Source organism: Nitrospira sp., assembly GCA_035968315.1.
Taxonomy (GTDB): domain Bacteria; phylum Nitrospirota; class Nitrospiria; order Nitrospirales; family Nitrospiraceae; genus Nitrospira_D.
Genome location: JAVYIN010000006.1, coordinates 52,838 through 70,598 on the forward strand (window position 1 = coordinate 52,838; position 17,761 = coordinate 70,598).

The following is a 17,761-nucleotide window of genomic DNA, read 5'->3' on the forward strand; positions in this document are numbered from 1 at the left end:
ACAGTCACAAATTCCCCGCTGCTGCAAAACGCCGCACCTCACAAGCAATCGGACCGCGCCCGTCCGCTATGCCCCTTAAAACAGAGGGAATCTCCCGCAATGTCTTCCAGAGATCACAGGCATACCCAATGCAGATTCGATACCTGCTAGCGTGTGATCATCCACTGAAAGGGGAGGCATCGGCCATGCGAATTCTCTGTGCGGTAGACGGGTCGGAATACTCGGAGTGGGGCGTGCAGGCTCTTGAAGCACTCGCCAGCCGGAAACCCCAGGCGGTCACGCTCCTCCATGCCGTGGATACGGTGTCTCTTCGAACCGACAAGGGAAACAATCCGGTGGCAGAACGGCGGGCCCTGGCGGCGATGGAAAAAGCCGGAGGCCTCCTCCTCCGCGAAGCAGAGCGCGCGGCTCGTGTCGCGCTCGGACAGGCCGCCACCGCCCCCCGCACCAAGTTTCAGCGTATCCTCGCCCACGGCGGGCTGGCGTCGACCATTGTGCGGCAGGCGCGGCGGGTGAAAGCAGACCTCATCCTCATGGGGTCGCGGGGACTGAGCGACATCCGGGGCTTTTTGCTGGGAAGCACCTCCCGGCAGGTGGCTGCGATCGCGCCCTGTCCGATTCTGGTCGTAAAACGGCCCACGCCGACATTCGGACGGGTCACGCTCGCCGTCGATCACTCAAAACATTCCCGCACCGCCGCGCGCTTCCTGCGGACACACATTCTCCCCGAAACTGCCACCGTCACCATTCTCTCGTCGGTGGAGAGTCCGGTGAGCGACTTGGCCGCGCAATACGTATCCGACTCGCAACTGGCTGCGTTGACGAAACCGGGAATGGACCGTGCCCTCACGCTGGTCAACGCGCTGCGGGAGGATTTCCTCAAAGAGGGGATTGCCGTGACGGCCGCCGTCCGGATGAACCACGTAATCGACACCATCGTGAAACAGGTGGAGGCCCACCATGATGATCTGCTGGTCATCGGGTCGCGCGAGTTGACCAAGAGCGAGCGGCTCCACCTCGGAAGCGTCTCCGAGAGCCTGCTGCGCCATGCGCCCTGCTCGGTCCTGATCGTGAGAGGAACGCGTGCCTGATTTCCGGTATCTCGACATCAACCGGCTCCCGGCCGAGGACGTGTTACGCCGCCTGGAAACCGGCACCGGCGGTCTCTCTCCTGACGAAGCTCGCCAGCGGCTGGCTCACTACGGACGGAACGTCCTGCTCGAACCGGACCGCTACTCGCTCCTCCGCGGCCTCGCCGGCCATTTCACCCACTTCCTCGCCGTCCTGCTCTGGATCGCCGCCGGCCTTTCTTTTGCGGCCGATATGATGCGGCCGCACGAGGGCATGGCCACGCTGGGCTGGGCCATCCTCGGCGTCATCATCATCAACGCTGTGTTCGCCTTCTTGCAGGAGTACAAAGCGGAGCACGCCGTTCAGGCGCTCCGCCGCCTGCTGCCGGACAAAGCCTGGGTGGCGAGAGGCGGGCAATCCGTGGAAGTGTCACGAAATGAGATCGTGCCCGGCGACTTGCTCATCTTGGAAGAAGGCGAACGGGTGCCGGCTGACGCGCGGCTCATTGAGGCGACAGGCATGCGCGTGGACAACGCCGCCCTGACCGGAGAGTCGAAACCGAAACGCCGGACCGCCGAATCCGCGGAGGATGGGCACTGGCTCGAACTCCCGAACCTGGTCTTCGCCGGCACCACCATCCTCTCCGGGCACGGCCGCGCGGTGGTCTTCGCCACCGGGATGCGTTCGGAATTCGGCAAGATCGCCCATCTCACCACCACCGTCGAGACGAGCCTCAGTCCACTCCAGAAAGAGATCATCAAGGTCACCCGCATCGTCGCCGCCATTTCGCTGGCAATGGGAGCGACATTTTTCGGGATCGGGCTATGGACGGGCCTCGGCTTCTGGATCAGCGCCATCTTCGGCATCGGCATCATCGTCGCCAATGTACCCGAAGGCCTTCTGCCCACGGTCACCCTCTCCCTCGCCATGAGCAGCCAGCGCATGGCCAAGCGCAACGCCTTAATCAAACATTTATCCTCCGTCGAAACCCTGGGCTGCACCACGGTGATTTGCACGGACAAAACCGGCACGCTCACGGAAAACCGGATGAAGGTGGATCGATTTTATGCCGACGGGCTTGTGATCGAATCGCGAGAAGGCTGTTTCTTCACCAGAGGCCGCATGGTCAGCACCACCGACGCCGAGCAGTGGCAATCCTTCTTCGACGCGCTCCTGCATTGCCACAACGCCAAGCGGGTCCGTCGGTCCGATGGGCGATTCGTCGTCACCGGCGATCCAACGGAAGTCGCGCTCTTGGAATTTGCCGTCGAGCATGGGCTGGCCCACCGGCCGCCCTTGCGCCGCATGGGCGAGCTCGCCTTCGATGCGGACCGCAAACGCATGAGCACCCTGCACTGGTCCGAAGGCCGGCTGGTCGCCTTCACCAAAGGCGCTCCGGAATCGGTGCTGGGCCTCTGCACCCACGCCCTGATTCATGGAACGGCCGTGCCGATGACGCCCGATGAGCGCGCGCGCATTCTGAGCCAGAGCCGGTCGTTTGCGGAGCAGGCCTATCGCGTCCTCGCCGTGGCCATGCGCGATGTCGCCCACCAGCCTGAGCAGATCGAAGTGGACACGATCGAAGAGGGGCTGACATTCCTCGGACTCGTGGCCATGATGGACCCGCCCCACCGGGAAGTCCCGGATGCCATCGCCATCTGCCGGCGAGCCGGCATCCGTGTCATCATGATTACCGGCGATCACCCGCTCACAGCGCTGGCCATTGCCCGCAAGATCGGCCTCATGCCGGACCAGGCCGCACAGCAGCCGACCGGCTTCGTCCCGGTCATCGAGGGCGCACAGCTCGACAAGATGAGCGACGACCATCTCCGCCAAATGCTGACCCCGTCTCGATCCGGAGAACTAGACCCGGTGTTCGCCCGCATGGCCCCCCGGCACAAATTGCGTGTGGTCTCGGCGCTGAAAGACATGGGCGAAGTCGTCGCCGTCACCGGAGACGGGGTGAATGATGCGCCCGCCCTCAAGAAAGCCAATATCGGCGTGGCCATGGGCATCGCCGGCACGGACGTGGCCAAAGAAACCGCGGACATCATTCTGCTGGACGACAATTTCGCCACCATCGTGAATGCCATTGAAGAAGGGCGCACGGTCTACGAAAACATCCGCAAATTCGCCACCTATGTGCTCGTGAGTAATGTGCCTGAAGTCGTCCCCTATCTGGGGTACGGATTTTTTGGCCTGCCGTTGGCGCTCACGATCCCGCAAGTGCTCGCGGTTGACCTCGGAACCGATATGGTGCCGGCCATCGCGCTCGGGGCCGATCCCCCGCAGCCTGGCATTATGAATGTTCCCCCACGCCCACGGACTGAACGGTTGCTCACCGGGCGGCTCCTCATGAGAACCTATTTCTTCCTCGGCTTGAATTCAGCTGTGCTGGCAATGGGCGGATTCTTTCTCTATCTGTTCGCCAACGGATGGACCTGGGGAGCCCCGCTAGATTGGGCCTCTCCATTGTATAAAGAGGCGACAACCGTGACGTTTGCCGGCATCGTTCTGGCGCAGGTCGCCAACGTCTTTGCCTGCCGATCCGATCGGCTCTCCGTGGCCCGGCTCGGATGGTTGACCAATCCGTTCATCCTGTGGGGCATTCTCACGGAACTCACCATCCTGGGACTCATCGCCTATACCCCGATTGGCAATGAGATCTTTGGCACCAGCCCCTTGCCTCTGTGGATTCTTGGACCGCTCGCGCTCGGTGCCCTGTTGCTGTTATTGGCCGAGGAAGGTCGTAAAATGGTCGTCAGCCGGTTCGTGAATAAGCCGGCCTCCGGTCCTGCGCAAGGAGAAGCCTGACGATGTCCACTACTCCAGAGGAGCCAGTCCGTCATGTGCCCGTGACAGAGGTTGTCCCCCACCATCCGGCCTCGCCTGTGGTGCATCATGATTCCGGCCCATCACCTGAGCACAGACTCCCTCCCACGATCATTCCCATCGCTGCGCGCCCGGCGCGGTCTCGCCGGCCCTGGCTCATCGGAGGCGCGATCCTCCTGGCCATTGCCGGATGGGGCGGCTGGTACTGGTGGAACGGCGGCACCGCGCCCATTCAGTACAAGACGGCGCTGGTGGACCGGGGTCCCATCACCGCCATCGTCACCGCCACCGGCACGGTCAATCCTGTCGTGTCCGTGCTGGTCGGCAGCCAAGTGTCGGGCAAGATCGCGAAGCTCTTTGCGGATTTCAATTCGGTCGTCACACAAGGACAGGTCTTGGCCCAGATCGACCAGCAACCGTTCCAAGCCCGGGCCAGCCAAGCCCGCGCCGCCGTGAAAAGCGCCACGGGGAACCTGGCCAAGGCCAAGAACATGGCGGCACAACGCAAGCGGGAGCGCGACCGCATGGCCGCGCTCCGGCCGCAGGCCTTTGTCTCCCAGGCGGACCTCGATCTCGCCGACACCAACTACCGCGATGCCGCCGCGCAGGTGGAGATGGCACAGGCGCAACTGGACCAAGCTCAAGCGACGCTGGCTTCGGCTGAACTGGATCTCGGCTATACGACGATTGTGTCGCCGGTGAACGGCATTGTGGTCTCCCGCAACGTGGATGCCGGACAGACCGTCGCGGCGAGCTTCCAAACCCCGACACTGTTTGTCATCGCCCAAGACCTGACCCGGATGCAGGTCGATGCCAACGTCAGCGAGGCCGATATCGGCGGCGTGGCCGAAGGCAAGACGGCACACTTCCGCGTGGACGCCTATCCCAAGCAATCCTTTGATGGCACGGTCACCCAAGTGCGGAACGCGCCCGTCAGCATCCAGAACGTCGTCACCTATGACGTCGTGATTACGGTGGACAACCGGGAGCTGAAGCTCAAACCCGGCATGACGGCCAACGTCACGATCGTGACCGCCAAGAAAGAGGATCCTCTGCGCGTGCCGAACGGAGCCCTGCGGTTCCGCATGCCGAATGTCCCCATTGACCGAAAAATCACCCAACTCTGGGTACTGGACAGCGCCGCGCCGCCGAGGCAGGCGCCGGTCGCGACCGGCATCGCCGACTCCCTCTTCACGGAAATCCTTGAAGGGCCTGTGAAGGAAGGCGACCGTGTCGTCGTCGGCATCGACACAGCGGAAGAACAGGCGCAAAAGAAGCTGCCTCCGGGATTTGAACCGGGGCGGGGAATGAGATAAGCGGCCAAGGGCCGCCTCGCTGGTCCGTCTGGTCTATTTAGTCTCTCTGGTCTGTCAGGGGCGACGAAAGACTGAATCGACCAGATGGACTGAATAGACGAAACAGACCGGAGACCAGACAGACCAATCATGTCTTTTCTGTGGCTCACCATCCTCTCCGCCCTCCGCATCCTCCGCCGCAATCCCTTGCGGGCCGGATTGACGATGCTCGGCATCATCATCGGCATCGGCGCGGTCGTGGCGATGGTCAGTCTCGGCCAAGGGGCGACCGCCTCGGTCCAGGCTGAAATCTCGAGCCTCGGCACCAATGTGCTGATCATTGTTCCCGGCGCCACCACCGTCGGAGGCATCCGCGGCGGGCTCGGCTCCATTTCGACCCTGACGGTCGATGACGCGGACGAGATTGAGAAAAAAGTCGGAAGCGTGACCACGGTCATGTACGCCACCCGCTCGGTCCTGCAAATCATCCGGGAAAACAAGAACTGGAACACGATCGTGCTGGGGACGACTCCGGTCTTTCCCGATATCCGGAACTGGCCCATCGCACAAGGCAACTTCTTTACCCAGTCGGATCTGGACTCCGCCGCCAAAGTCGTGGTCCTTGGAAAAACCGTCGTCCAAAACCTATTCGAGCCGGGCGAAGAAGCCGTCGGCAGCCAAATCCGGATCCGGAATGTCCCGCTCCGGGTGATCGGGGTGCTGGCCTCGAAGGGCCAGTCCATCACGGGCCAGGATCAGGATGACTTCGTCGTGCTCCCCTTCTCAACCGCGGAGCGCAAAGTGTTTGGAACGCGGTTCCTCGGAACAGTTGGGATTATCCTGGTGGCGGCGCAGACGCGCCAGGACATTCCGATCGTGGTGGAGGACATCAAAGACCTCTTGCGAACCAAGCATCATCTCCAGCTCTCCGACGAAGACGACTTCACCATCCGCACGATGGAAGACATCGCCAACACGATGGCCGGCACGAGCCGGACGATGATGTTGATGCTGATGGGCATCGCCTCGATCTCGTTGATCGTCGGCGGCATCGGCATCATGAATATTCTGCTCGTCTCCGTCACCGAACGGACCAGGGAAATCGGCTTGCGCATGGCCGTCGGCGCGAAACGCGCGCATATCCTGCTCCAGTTTCTGGTCGAAGCGATCATCATGACCGCTATCGGCGGCGCGCTGGGGGTCGCGGCCGGCATCGGCATCGCGGGCCTGCTGACGAAGATGATCGGCTGGCCGACGATCATCAATCCACAGGCGGTGGCCGCCGCCTTTTTCTTCTCTCTCATTGTCGGCGTGTTCTTCGGACTCTATCCGGCCAACAAGGCCTCCAAGCTCAATCCCATCGAGGCCCTGCGCTATGAATAGTCGAGGACCAGCCGCATGACCGGCGAAGAACCGCCATTCTGGAGCACACCGGTGGAGGCGCTGCTCCGCCGTCTGCAGACAAATCCTGACGGGCTCAGCACTGAAGAGGCACGGCAACGCCGAGCGCGCTATGTGTCCATCCGCCTCAAGCCTCGCCAGGACATTCGCCCTCTCCTGGTCTTGCTGGCCCAATTTCGAAGTCCGATTGTCCTCCTGCTCTTGTCTGCGGCAGCGGTGTCGTTTTTCCTCGCCAGCCACACCGATGCCCTGATTATCCTGACCATCATCCTCGTCAGCGCCCTGCTGGGATTTTGGCAGGAACACGGCGCGGCCAAGGCGGTGGCCTCGTTGCTGGCCCTCGTCCGGGTCAAGACGGACGTCTGGCGGGATGGGCAACTCATCGAGGCGCCGCTCGAAGACATCGTTCCCGGCGATGTGATCAACCTGTCCGCCGGCTCCAGCATCCCCGGTGACGGGATCGTGCTCGAATCCAAGGACCTCTTCGTGGATGAAGCCGCCTTGACCGGAGAAACCTATCCGGCTGAGAAATCGGCGGCTCCGGTGTCCCCTGCAGCGCCTCTGAATCAGCGCACGAACAGTCTCTTCCTGGGAACCCATGTGGTCAGCGGCCATGCGAAAGCCCTCATCGTGCATGTGGGCAAGGACACAGAGTTCGGCCGTATCGCCGCGCACGTGATGCTCCGGCCTCCGGAAACGGAGTTCGAACGGGGCGTGCGGCGCTTCGGATATTTGTTGCTCGAAGTCACGCTGCTGCTCGTGCTTGCCATCTTCGCCATCAACGTCTATCTGAACCGGCCGGTGCTCGATTCCTTTCTCTTTTCCATGGCCCTCGCCGTGGGCCTGACCCCACAGCTGCTGCCGGCCATCATCAGCGTGAACCTGTCGCATGGGGCGAAACGCATGGCCCGGCAGAAAGTGATCGTCAAACGCCTTGCCTCTATTGAAAACTTCGGCAGCATGAACGTGCTCTGTTCCGACAAAACTGGCACACTCACCGAAGGCACGATGCGTCTCCATGCGGCGCTCGATCTGGACGGGCAAAAGAGCGCGCGCGTCATGCAGTACGCTTGCGTGAATGCCACCTACGAAACCGGCTTCATCAATCCGCTTGATGAAGCGATCCGAACACAATGTTCCTGCGATCTGTCCAGCTACCGAAAACTGGACGAAGTGCCCTACGACTTCCTGCGCAAACGCCTGTCCATTCTCGCCGCCACCCCCTCAACCCATCTCCTCATTACCAAGGGCGCGGTGGAACCATTGCTGGCCGTCTGCACGCAAGCAGAACGGCCTGACGGTACGACGGTTCCCATGGAGACCTGGAGGGAGCATATCCAGCGGCAATTCCAGGATCTGAACCGCCAGGGCCTTCGCACGCTCGGCGTCGCTGTTCGGGACATGGGGAACCAGCCACACATCGGCAAGGAAGAGGAAATACGGATGACGTTCATCGGACTGATGGTCTTCGCCGATCCAGTCAAACCGGACATGGCGGCGACCATCGCATCCCTCCGTCAGCTGGGCGTCTCCCTGAAGATCGTCACAGGCGATCACCGCCTCGTGGCCGCCCACGTCAGCGAACAGGTGCAACTGGACCATCGGCGGCTCTTGACCGGCCAGGAGCTGCGCCAAATGACCGACGAGGCCCTCATGCAGCGGGTCAACGACATCGATGTATTTGCGGAGGTGGAGCCCAATCAGAAAGATCGCATCATTCTCGCCCTGAAACATTCCGGCAACGTGGTGGGCTATATCGGCGATGGCATCAACGACGCGCCCGCGCTCCATGCGGCGGATGTGGGCATCTCCGTGGACAGCGCCGTCGATGTGGCGAAGGACGCCGCCGACATCGTGCTGCTGGAAAAGAACCTGGCCGTCCTGGCACAAGGCGTGCGCGAAGGGCGCACCACTTTCGCCAACACGCTGAAGTATGTCTTCATGGCCACCAGCGCCAATTTCGGCAATATGTTCAGCATGGCCGGCGCCTCCCTCTTCCTGCCGTTTCTCCCCCTGCTGCCGAAGCAGATTCTGCTCACGAACGTGCTCACCGATATCCCCGAAATGACGATCGCCACCGACCGCGTCGATCATGAACTCATCGACCGGCCGCGCCGGTGGGACATCGCGTTCATCCGGCGATTCATGCTGACCTTTGGGCTGGTCAGTTCCGTCTTCGATTATCTGACGTTCGGCGCGCTGCTCTGGATCCTCCAGGCCTCCCCCGAGCAATTTCGCACCGGCTGGTTCATCGAATCCGTGATTTCCGCCTCAGCGATCGTCCTCGTCATTCGAACCCGCCGGCCCTTCTTGGCCAGCCGCCCCGGCCGCCCGCTCATGCTGGCCACGCTGGCCATCGCCGTCCTCACCTTGCTGTTCCCCTTCCTTCCCATCGCGCCGGCCTTCGGGCTGACTCCGATGCCACCGTCATTCCTGCTGCTCTTAGCCGCTATTCTGGCCGGCTATGTCCTCACCGCCGAGATCGTCAAGCACCGGTTCTATGCCAGAATCCGCAACGCATAGGCGCTACAGACCCGTGGCCACTATGGTAAGGTATGGGCGAAAGAGATGATCCGATGACTATTCAGGCACAATTTCCCGGCGAGCAAAACACCGAGGGCGCCTTTACCAGGCAACCGGACGCGTTTCGTCACTGGGTCACCGCCGACGGCAGCTCCGGCTTTCCTGCCGCCTCAAGCCGCTACCATCTTTATGTGTCCTGGGCCTGCCCCTGGGCTCACCGAACGATCATCGTGCGCAAGCTCAAGAAGCTGGAATCTGTGATCGGCATGACCGCCGTCGATCCGATCCGTGACGAGCGGGGCTGGGCCTTTCGCGAAGGGCCAGGGCATTCACGCGATCCCATTAACGGATTTCAGTTCTTGAGCGAGGCCTACAGCGCCACCGACCCGCAGTATAAGGGGCGCGTCACGGTCCCCGTCCTCTGGGACACCGTCACCGCACGCATGGTCACCAATTCCGACGACGATCTCATGCGAATGTTGAACAGCGCCTTCAACCGCTTCACGGACAGCAGCCTGGACCTCTATCCCGAGCCACTCAGAAAGGACATCGACGACCTGAACGGCTTTCTGTATGAGAACGTGAACGACGGGGTCTATCGCGCAGGCTTCGCGACTTCGCAGCAGGTCTATGAGCGGGCCGTCCGCCGCCTCTTCGATGCGCTCGATCAACTGGACGCACGCCTCAAGGACCGTCGCTATTTATTTGGGGCACAGTTCGTCGAAAGCGATTGGCGGTTATTCGTCACGCTGGTGCGGTTCGATGCGGTGTATCACGGCCACTTCAAGTGCAACCTCCGGCGGATCATCGATTACCCGAACCTCTTCGGCTATCTCAAGGATTTGTACCAGACCAAGGGTATCGCCGAAACCGTGAACTTCGACCACATCAAACGCCACTACTACGTCACGCACGACGACATCAATCCTACCCGCATCGTGCCCCTCGGCCCCGATCAAGATCTGACCGCACCGCACGGACGCGAACGCCTCTCGTCATAGCCCGACACGTCACCGCTCCCGCTCCGTTGAAACCGGCACATCCAACAATCCTTGCGTCCCTCCTCCATCCGTGTTAGATTGACTCCAGATCGCGTAAGACCTTCCGGTTCGGGGGCCGCAGTTCCCCGGTAGAGACCGAGTCTGACGCGATCGTGTTGTATCTGCACGCAGCGTCCTGCATCTGCTGAGCATACCCCGTAGGCATTACCGCCCATCGCTCGCTCGCACGTCCAGCCCGACCAAGTCGTGAGGATCGTTCTACCCATTTCAAGAGGTGTGTCCTTGTTCTATGCATTTTCGTCAACCGTTCGAGCCTTCCTCCGCAATGCGTCGGGAAGCCTCTATCACATCATCGTCGTCGCCCTCAGTGCGGGCATTGCCCTCCTGCTCCCGGCAGGCGCCAAGCAATTCCTGGCGTTCTGGTCCCATGTGGAGCATGACAAGCTGTCGCTCATCGCTGTGGAAATGACCGTGGCCGTCCTGATCATCGCCGGCCTCAACTACATCCATCGCAGCACCCGGGACCGGGCGCTCGCCTCCGTGGCGGCCGGTGCCGGCCTGGTCTCATTTTTCCCGCGCCGCGCACGCCGCGCCCAGCAATGCGTCGCAGAGCTGAAAGAAGAGCATGGCACCGGCCGGACCATCAAGGTGATGGGATCCAGCGGGTGCAGCACGTTTGTCGATCATGTCGGGGACCTTGCCTCGGTGCTCGATAAATGTCTCGGCGCCCAGATTCTGCTGGTCAACCCGTATAGCGTCGAGGCCAGCCAGCGCATCCGGGCGCTCGATCATCCCGAATATACCCTGGCTGTTTTCAGGCAGGAAGTCCGGCAAAGCATCGCGCTGCTCAAACGGCTCAAAGCCATGGGGAAAGCCGTCAAGCTGAAGCTCTATGCCGACCAGCCCTTGATGAAAATGGTGATCCTCGGCGATTACCTCTGGCTGCAGCATTACCACGCCGATCTGGCCGTCGAGACCATGCCGGAGTATGTCCTGCGCCACAATCGCAAGGACCACGGTCTGTACACGCTCTACGCGCATTATTTTGAGCAGCGTTGGGAGAGTGCGGAGATTCCCGAATATGATCTGGAGACGGACGAGCTGATCTACCGCAATCGAACGGGCCAAGAGATCAAACGCGAGCGGTTTGAACAGCAGGCGATGCCCGGACACATCGGCACGCTCACAGACAGGCTGGATTTCCTGAATGAACCGGGACGACCTAACCAAGCCCATGGATACAGGCTCGACAGGAGCGCCCACTCCATGGACCTTCCGTCCTTAAGCAGCCGTTAGCGACGCACCATCAATTTCCGCGCTTCGCCGAGCACCAAGGGGATAAGGGCCAGGCCGGCGGCCAGCATCCAATGTCGTCCATCGAGCGGAACCACATCAAAGATGTCATCCGTCCACGTCATCTGGACGAGCAACACTTGCAAGCCGATTGATGCCATCACCGCCAGAATCAGTGGCCGGTTGGTGAACAGCCCCAGCCTGACGATCGAATGCGTCCGGCTTCGGCAGGCAAAGGCGTGAAACAGTTGCGCGAGCACCATTACGACAAAAGTGAGCGTGCGGGCCTCTTCGAGGGACGCCCCCTCCACGTAGACGCTCAGGACAAAGGCGCACACCGCGACGGACGCGAGCAGTACCCCTTGAACGCCCATCAACCATAGCCGCCCCTTCTCCAGCACTGGCGCCTGCGGATCGAGCGGCCGCCGCCGCATCACGTCCGGCACGGCGGGATCCACCGCCAGGGCCAGCGCCGGCAGCCCGTCGGTAACGAGATTGATCCAGAGAATCTGCACCGGCAAGAGAGGCAGCGGAAATCCGGCGACGGTGGCGACGAACATCACGAGGATCTCGCTCAGATTGCAGGACAGGAGAAAATGCACCGACTTGAGAATATTGGCATAGATCGTCCGCCCTTCCTCGACAGCGGACACAATGGACGCGAAGTTATCGTCGGTCACGACCATATCGGCGGCTTCCTTGGTCACGTCCGTGCCCGTCATGCCCATGGCCACCCCGATATCGGCCGTCTTGATGGCCGGCGCATCGTTCACGCCGTCGCCCGTCATGGCCACAATCGCCCCGCGCGCCTTCCAGGCGCGCACGATGCGCAACTTATGCTCCGCCGTGACACGGGAAAACACGGTCACGCGCTCGACGAACTGGGCCAGCTGCGCGTCGGTCAGATTATCCACCTCCGCTCCCGTCAGGGCCGATCCGCCGCCGTCGTAGAGACCCAGCTCCCTGGCGATCGAGAGCGCCGTCTCCTTGTGATCGCCGGTGATCATGACCGTCCGGATGCCCGCCTCGCGGCACTGTTGCACCGCCCGCTTGGCCTCCGGCCGCAACGGGTCTTTCATCGCCATCAACCCGAGGAACACCAGTTTCTGCTCGACGAGGCCGGGAGACTCGTCGTATGGCTCCGCGCCAAGGCGGCGCCGCGCCACTCCGAGCACCCGTAACGCATCGGCGGCAAATCCGGCATTGGCCGAGATAATGCGCTGCCGATCCGCCTCCGTCAGCGGCCGGATCGTTCCATCGGCAGCCATCACACCATCACAGCGGCCGAGAAGCACATCCGGTGCCCCTTTGAGATGCGCCACAGGACCGTCAACGGACTGCCTGATCATCGTCATCATCTTGCGATCAGAATCGAACGGGATCTCGGCCAGTTGCGGATGCCCGGCCTCTAACTCACGTTTTTGGATCTGCCCTTTGGCCGCCGCGACCAACAGGGCCCCTTCCGTTGGATCGCCCAGCACCGACCATCCCTCCTCCCGTTCTTGCAAGAGCGCGCCGTTGCACAACACCGATGATTCAAGCAGGGCCTGAAGGCCCGGCGGGAGATCAGGCAAAGGCTTATCCCCCTCAAGGAAATCGCCTTCAGGGACGTACCCCTCTCCCGTCACCGTAATCGTCCTCTCATCTCCATACAAACGGGTCACCGTCATTTCATTCTTGGTCAGCGTCCCCGTCTTGTCGGTACAGATGACCGTCGTCGCCCCCAGGGTTTCGACGGCCGGCAGCCGGCGGATCAACGCATGCCGTTCCACCATGCGGGTCACACCCAAAGCCAGCGTGATGGTCACAATCGCCGGCAGGCCTTCGGGAATCGCGGCCACGGCGAGGCTGACCGCAGTCAAAAACATACCCATCATCGGCTCGCCACGGAGCACGCCCAGCGCGAATACCAGCGTCACAATGGCCAGCGCCAGATAAATCAGCACATGCCCAAGCCGCGCCAGACGCCGCTGCAGCGGAGTGGGCTCGCGCTCCGTTCGCTGCAGCATCGACGCAATATGCCCGAGCTCTGTTCGGAGCCCCGTGGCCACAACCAGCGCGCGGCCCTTGCCTCCGGCCACGTTCGTCCCGAGAAAGACCATGTTGACGCGATCGGCAATCGGCAAATCCGCGACCAGTTGCACAGCGGACGACTTCTCGACCGGAGTGGACTCTCCGGTCAGGTTGGCTTCTTGCGCTCTCAGATGTGTCGCCGAGAGCAGCCGCGCATCCGCCGGCACCCGGTCGCCCGCTTCGAGAAGAATCAGATCGCCAGGAACCAGGGCCTGCGCCGGCAAGACATGCACGACCCCTTCCCGCACCACCCGTGCGGTGACAATCGACAGCCGCTTCAGCGCCGCCAGCGAGCGTTCCGCCTTATATTCCTGCATGAATCCCAGCAGCGCATTCAGGATGACGATGGCGGCAATCGCTCCCGCATCGACCCATTCCTGGAGCAAGCCGGAAAGCACAGCCGCGCCGATCAACACCCAGATGATCAAGCTGGAAAACTGCGACAGCGCGAGCCGGACAAGAGAGAGGGGAGCGGCTTCCGGCAATTCATTGGGTCCGTAACCCGCCAGCCGCGTGGCCGCATCGGACCGGCTGAGCCCGGTCGTTAGGTCGGAACCCAATTGTCCGGCCATCGCCTCGGGCGCAAGACTATGCCAAGGCTGATCCGCTCTGTGCTGCTCAGACCCCATACTGTTCCATCCTCCACGTTACTGGAAATACACGATGGCGACCGCATAATACTCACAACCACCCCATATTAAAAAGCCGGACTCCGAGCGATCAATGCTCCGGAGTCCGGCAGGCCGTTCCTCGCGCATCTCCCCCCTATGGAGCCGGAGTCATCTTCGTGCCTTCTTTAACAGGAGGCTCGATTTTGATATCCGGTCCCTGCACTTTTGGCAGCAGCCCGGCGCCGGGTTTCTCCAGCACCCGCTGATTATTCTGATTAATCGACAAGCTCTGCGTCACATGTGGATCGTCGAACGCCGCGGCCTCCAGCAACGATTTCTCACCGGTTGCATTGGTCTGCCCGGGATCATTCGCCAACGGCTGTCCGTTGACCGGATCGACCGCCTTTCCCATGGGATACCCATGATGTTGCGGCAGCATGGCCGGATTGGCGGCAGCCTCAGAGACGGCCCCAGTCACAAATACGAGCGTCGCGAATATGAGATGTGAGGTCTTCATACACAACCTCCTGGCTGAGCGTGGGAAAAGCAACAACGCCCCCGCAGCACAGGGCCGGCGAGGGCGCACAACGCGGACAGGAACAACGGAGCGCGTGAACGGCGGAATGAGGCCTGCCCCGGTTTCATAGCGACCTCCGGGTGATGCTTCAGCAAACACCCAACGTCATCGATGAGTCAAGGCGGCGGAAACGGGCCTCCGAAGCGGCACGACAGGGACGTTGCGCCCCAGGTCCCTGCTTGTCGTGTTCAGCGGGGCGGGAAATCCGCAGCCGCCTCACGTTCTGCGCAAGAACTCCGGCCGATCTCGGATGGACACCATCTTGATCAAATCCCGGATGGAGAGTACCCCGACAATCCTGGCATTCTCCGTCACCGCCAGGTGCCGCACGCGCTTCCGAGCCATGAGATCGCTGGCATCGCGAATCGTGCGGTTGATATCGATGTCGAGCAGCGGGGAGTTCATCAACGCTCCCACGCGAATTGTCTTGGCATCCAGCTGATAGGCAAGCCCCTTCCGGACCAGATCGCTTTCCGTGACAATCCCCACCATCTCGCCGGCCTCGATCACAAACAGGGAGCCGATATGCTTCTCCACCATGCGCGTCGCTGCCGCCGCCACAGTCTCACGGCTCTCCATCGTCTCAAGCGCGGTCTGCATCAGCACACTCAAGGGGCGATACACATTGTCCAATTCGCGGGCCGGACCGGTTTCCGCTTCGACAAAATGCCGGACGAGATCGCGTGCGGAGATCAACCCCACCACCTCACTCCCGTCGGAGACCGCCAGGTGCCGAACCTTGTGGGTTTCCATCAGATGACTGGCATCCAGCATCGGACGGTCCGGCGCAATCGTCAGGAGCGGACTGGCCATCACCTGCCCGGCGGTTGTCCGCGCCGGATCGAGCCCTTGCGCCAGCACTTTGCGCACGAGGTCCGTCTCCGTAATGATGCCGACCAGACGACACTCCTTCCCCTGACGGTCAAGCGATTCCACCAGAATGGAGCTCAGACTCTGCGCCCGCATCCGCTCCGCCGTCGCCACCACCGTGGCCTCCTGCGGCACCGCTTCCAACTGACGATGCATGTATTCGCTGACACGCTGCCCTCCCGCTCCTGTCATACCGTCTCCTTTCATCGGGACAGATCCATAAGTACGATCATTCTTCATCACGCACGATTTTCCCTGCCATCTCATTTATGGGCGCGGCTCGGCAGCCCTTCACTGCGCCCCTTTTTCTCCCCCCTCACACTCACTCAGGCGGCTGGATGAGCGGCGGCGCGGACTGGTTTCGCGCCATGACGGAGACTGCCACAAGGAAAGCCCCAATGACGCCGATGTGCGCCGACATTGCGATACTTCATCGCAGCTTCAGAGGCGCACTCGGCGGACAAACCCATGCCCTCACAGCCACTATGCCACCTGCGCATCATGGCGCATCCAGACCGGGCACCGCTCAACCAGCCGGCCCTCTCACCACCCCAATTGCCACTGATGCCCATGCCGCTCCACCAGCGCGTCCGCCTCGCGCGGCCCCCAAGTGCCGGCGGTGTAGCGATGCACCGCGCGATCGCCCGTCAACAGCGGATCGTAGAGCCGCCAGGCCGTTTCGGTAAAATCCGCGCTGACAAAAAGCGTCTGATCGCCGATCATCACGTCACGCAACAGCGTCTCGTAGGCTTCGGGCAACTGGCCGAGGGATTTCTGATAGTCGAATTGCAACGCATGATCGCTCAGTTGAAAGGGCCGCCCCGGGCTCTTCACGGAAAAACAGAGCGAAAATCCTTCGCTCGGCTGCAGGGTGATGAGCAGCTTGTTGGAGGCGATGCTCCCCGGATCAAGCGACCGAAACACTTGCGTGGGGGCCTCGCGAAAGATGACCGCCACCTGCGTCAGCTTTCTGGGAAAGCGCTTCCCGGTCCTGAGATAAAACGGCACGCCCTTCCAGCGCCAATTCTGAATCTCCGCTTTCAGCGCGACATAGGTCTCCGTGGCCGAATCAGCCGGCACGCCAGGTTCCTCCCGATAACCGGGGATCGTCTGGCCCGCAAGCTGCCAGGCGGTATATTGCCCGAACACCGCATCCTCGTGCGTAATCGGCGCGATGGAATGAAGCACTTTGAGTTTTTCGCTCTGGATCGCCCCCGCATCGAACGACACCGGCACTTCCATCGCGACGACCGTCATCAGTTGGGTCAAATGGTTCTGGACCATGTCGCGCAAGGCCCCGGCCTGCTGGTAATAGGCCCCGCGATGCTCGACTCCGAGATCTTCGGCCACCGTGATCTGCACATTCTCGATGCGATCGCGGTTCCAGAGCGATTCGAAGATCGGGTTGGCAAAGCGAAATGCCAGGAGGTTCTGCACCGTTTCCTTGCCGAGATAATGATCGATGCGATAGATCTGGGATTCGTCGATATAATGATGCAGGGTCGTATTCAGATGCCGGGCCGAGGGAAAGTCGTGGCCGAAGGGTTTCTCGAACACGACGCGAACCCACCCCTGGCTCTTGAGCAGCCCCGCCTGATTGAGCCGCTCCATTGCGATCGGCACCGTGTCAGGGGGCAAGGCCAGATAGAACACCCGATTTTCCGGCATATTGTGGGTGCGCTCCAATCGGCGGATGTACCCGGCGAGCGCCTCGTAATCCTGCACACCCCCTTCATGCACGGTCTGGTAGTGGAGACAGTCGTCACACCAGGCACGGAGTTCCGCTTCATTGTGCCAGCCGGCTTTATGCAGGCCTTCGAACGCCCACAGCCGGAACCCCTCTTCGCCCATCTCCGGCAGCGCCGCCCCGACGATCAGCGTATTGCGCGTTTCCAGCACCCCCTGATCCCGCAGATGATACAGCGCCGGCAGCAGTTTCCGGCGCGTCAAATCGCCGGTTGCCCCGATGATCACAAACACATGTGGATCAACTTGCTGGAGCGACATGCCTAGACTTCTCCCTCTTCTATACCTCTTCGATCCATCCTACCCCTCTCTCCCTCTTCGGCGGCTGAAAGGGATGGGCAGCGTCGGTGGCGACATCGCGCCTCGCGAGCTACAACGACGCCGATGTGCACCGGCTTTGCATACCCCATCCTGCTTCACCACGACAAGCGGCAGGGGGTGGGCCCTTACCGCGCGCATTGAGGGAGC

At 61.7% G+C, this 17,761-nt stretch carries 11 protein-coding genes; 7 read left to right on the plus strand and 4 right to left on the minus strand.

The annotated features are described in order from the left end of the window. The first annotated feature begins 185 nt into the window (after positions 1-185). The 7 genes from RI101_09220 (at position 186) to RI101_09250 (ending at position 11,419) form a co-directional block, all read left to right on the plus strand. On the plus strand, positions 186-1,091 hold the full coding sequence (locus tag RI101_09220) for a universal stress protein (GenBank protein MEC4890223.1): 906 nt from the start codon (positions 186-188) through the stop codon (positions 1,089-1,091). Continuing rightward, on the plus strand, positions 1,084-3,885 hold the full coding sequence (locus RI101_09225) for a cation-transporting P-type ATPase (protein MEC4890224.1): 2,802 nt from the start codon (positions 1,084-1,086) through the stop codon (positions 3,883-3,885). The genes RI101_09220 and RI101_09225 overlap by 8 nt, the downstream gene beginning before the upstream one ends. Positions 3,886-3,887: 2 nt before the next feature. Next, positions 3,888-5,219, plus strand: coding sequence for an efflux RND transporter periplasmic adaptor subunit (locus tag RI101_09230; GenBank protein MEC4890225.1), 1,332 nt, complete (start codon positions 3,888-3,890; stop codon positions 5,217-5,219). Between the two features lie 129 nt (positions 5,220-5,348). Beyond that, entirely contained in the window at positions 5,349-6,581 is a 1,233-nt protein-coding gene (locus RI101_09235) for an ABC transporter permease (protein ID MEC4890226.1), read from the plus strand. Between the two features lie 15 nt (positions 6,582-6,596). Next, positions 6,597-9,122, plus strand: a complete 2,526-nt coding sequence (gene mgtA, locus RI101_09240) for a magnesium-translocating P-type ATPase (GenBank protein MEC4890227.1) — start codon at positions 6,597-6,599, stop codon at positions 9,120-9,122. 53 nt (positions 9,123-9,175) lie between these two features. Next, a complete protein-coding gene (locus tag RI101_09245; GenBank protein MEC4890228.1) occupies positions 9,176-10,123 on the plus strand; it encodes a glutathione S-transferase family protein in 948 nt (315 codons plus the stop codon). A 282-nt stretch (positions 10,124-10,405) separates the two neighbouring features. Continuing rightward, on the plus strand, positions 10,406-11,419 hold the full coding sequence (locus RI101_09250; protein ID MEC4890229.1) for a hypothetical protein: 1,014 nt from the start codon (positions 10,406-10,408) through the stop codon (positions 11,417-11,419). On the opposite strand, the gene RI101_09255 is transcribed toward RI101_09250, so the two are convergent. The 4 genes from RI101_09255 to zwf form a co-directional block, all read right to left on the minus strand. Then, on the minus strand, positions 11,416-14,118 hold the full coding sequence (locus tag RI101_09255) for a cation-translocating P-type ATPase (protein MEC4890230.1): 2,703 nt from the start codon (positions 14,116-14,118) through the stop codon (positions 11,416-11,418). The genes RI101_09250 and RI101_09255 overlap by 4 nt on opposite strands. A gap of 136 nt (positions 14,119-14,254) precedes the next feature. Then, positions 14,255-14,617 carry a hypothetical protein gene (locus RI101_09260; protein ID MEC4890231.1) on the minus strand — a complete coding sequence of 121 codons (363 nt, stop codon included), beginning with the start codon at positions 14,615-14,617 and terminating at the stop codon, positions 14,255-14,257. 276 nt (positions 14,618-14,893) lie between these two features. Next, a complete protein-coding gene (locus RI101_09265) occupies positions 14,894-15,739 on the minus strand; it encodes a CBS domain-containing protein (protein ID MEC4890232.1) in 846 nt (281 codons plus the stop codon). A 351-nt stretch (positions 15,740-16,090) separates the two neighbouring features. After that, a complete protein-coding gene (gene zwf / locus RI101_09270) occupies positions 16,091-17,554 on the minus strand; it encodes a glucose-6-phosphate dehydrogenase (GenBank protein MEC4890233.1) in 1,464 nt (487 codons plus the stop codon). Between the last annotated feature and the right edge of the window lie 207 nt (positions 17,555-17,761).

Excerpts from the sequence above, each read along its gene's own strand:
- RI101_09260 (MEC4890231.1), bottom strand. The coding sequence starts at position 14,617 with ATGAAGACCTCACATCTCATATTCGCGACGCTCGTATTTGTGACTGGG.
- RI101_09230 (MEC4890225.1), top strand. The coding sequence starts at position 3,888 with ATGTCCACTACTCCAGAGGAGCCAGTCCGTCATGTGCCCGTGACAGAG.
- RI101_09235 (MEC4890226.1), top strand. The coding sequence starts at position 5,349 with ATGTCTTTTCTGTGGCTCACCATCCTCTCCGCCCTCCGCATCCTCCGC.
- RI101_09245 (MEC4890228.1), top strand. The coding sequence starts at position 9,176 with ATGACTATTCAGGCACAATTTCCCGGCGAGCAAAACACCGAGGGCGCC.
- mgtA (MEC4890227.1), top strand. The coding sequence starts at position 6,597 with ATGACCGGCGAAGAACCGCCATTCTGGAGCACACCGGTGGAGGCGCTG.
- zwf (MEC4890233.1), bottom strand. The coding sequence starts at position 17,554 with ATGTCGCTCCAGCAAGTTGATCCACATGTGTTTGTGATCATCGGGGCA.
- RI101_09265 (MEC4890232.1), bottom strand. The coding sequence starts at position 15,739 with ATGACAGGAGCGGGAGGGCAGCGTGTCAGCGAATACATGCATCGTCAG.
- RI101_09220 (MEC4890223.1), top strand. The coding sequence starts at position 186 with ATGCGAATTCTCTGTGCGGTAGACGGGTCGGAATACTCGGAGTGGGGC.
- RI101_09255 (MEC4890230.1), bottom strand. The coding sequence starts at position 14,118 with ATGGGGTCTGAGCAGCACAGAGCGGATCAGCCTTGGCATAGTCTTGCG.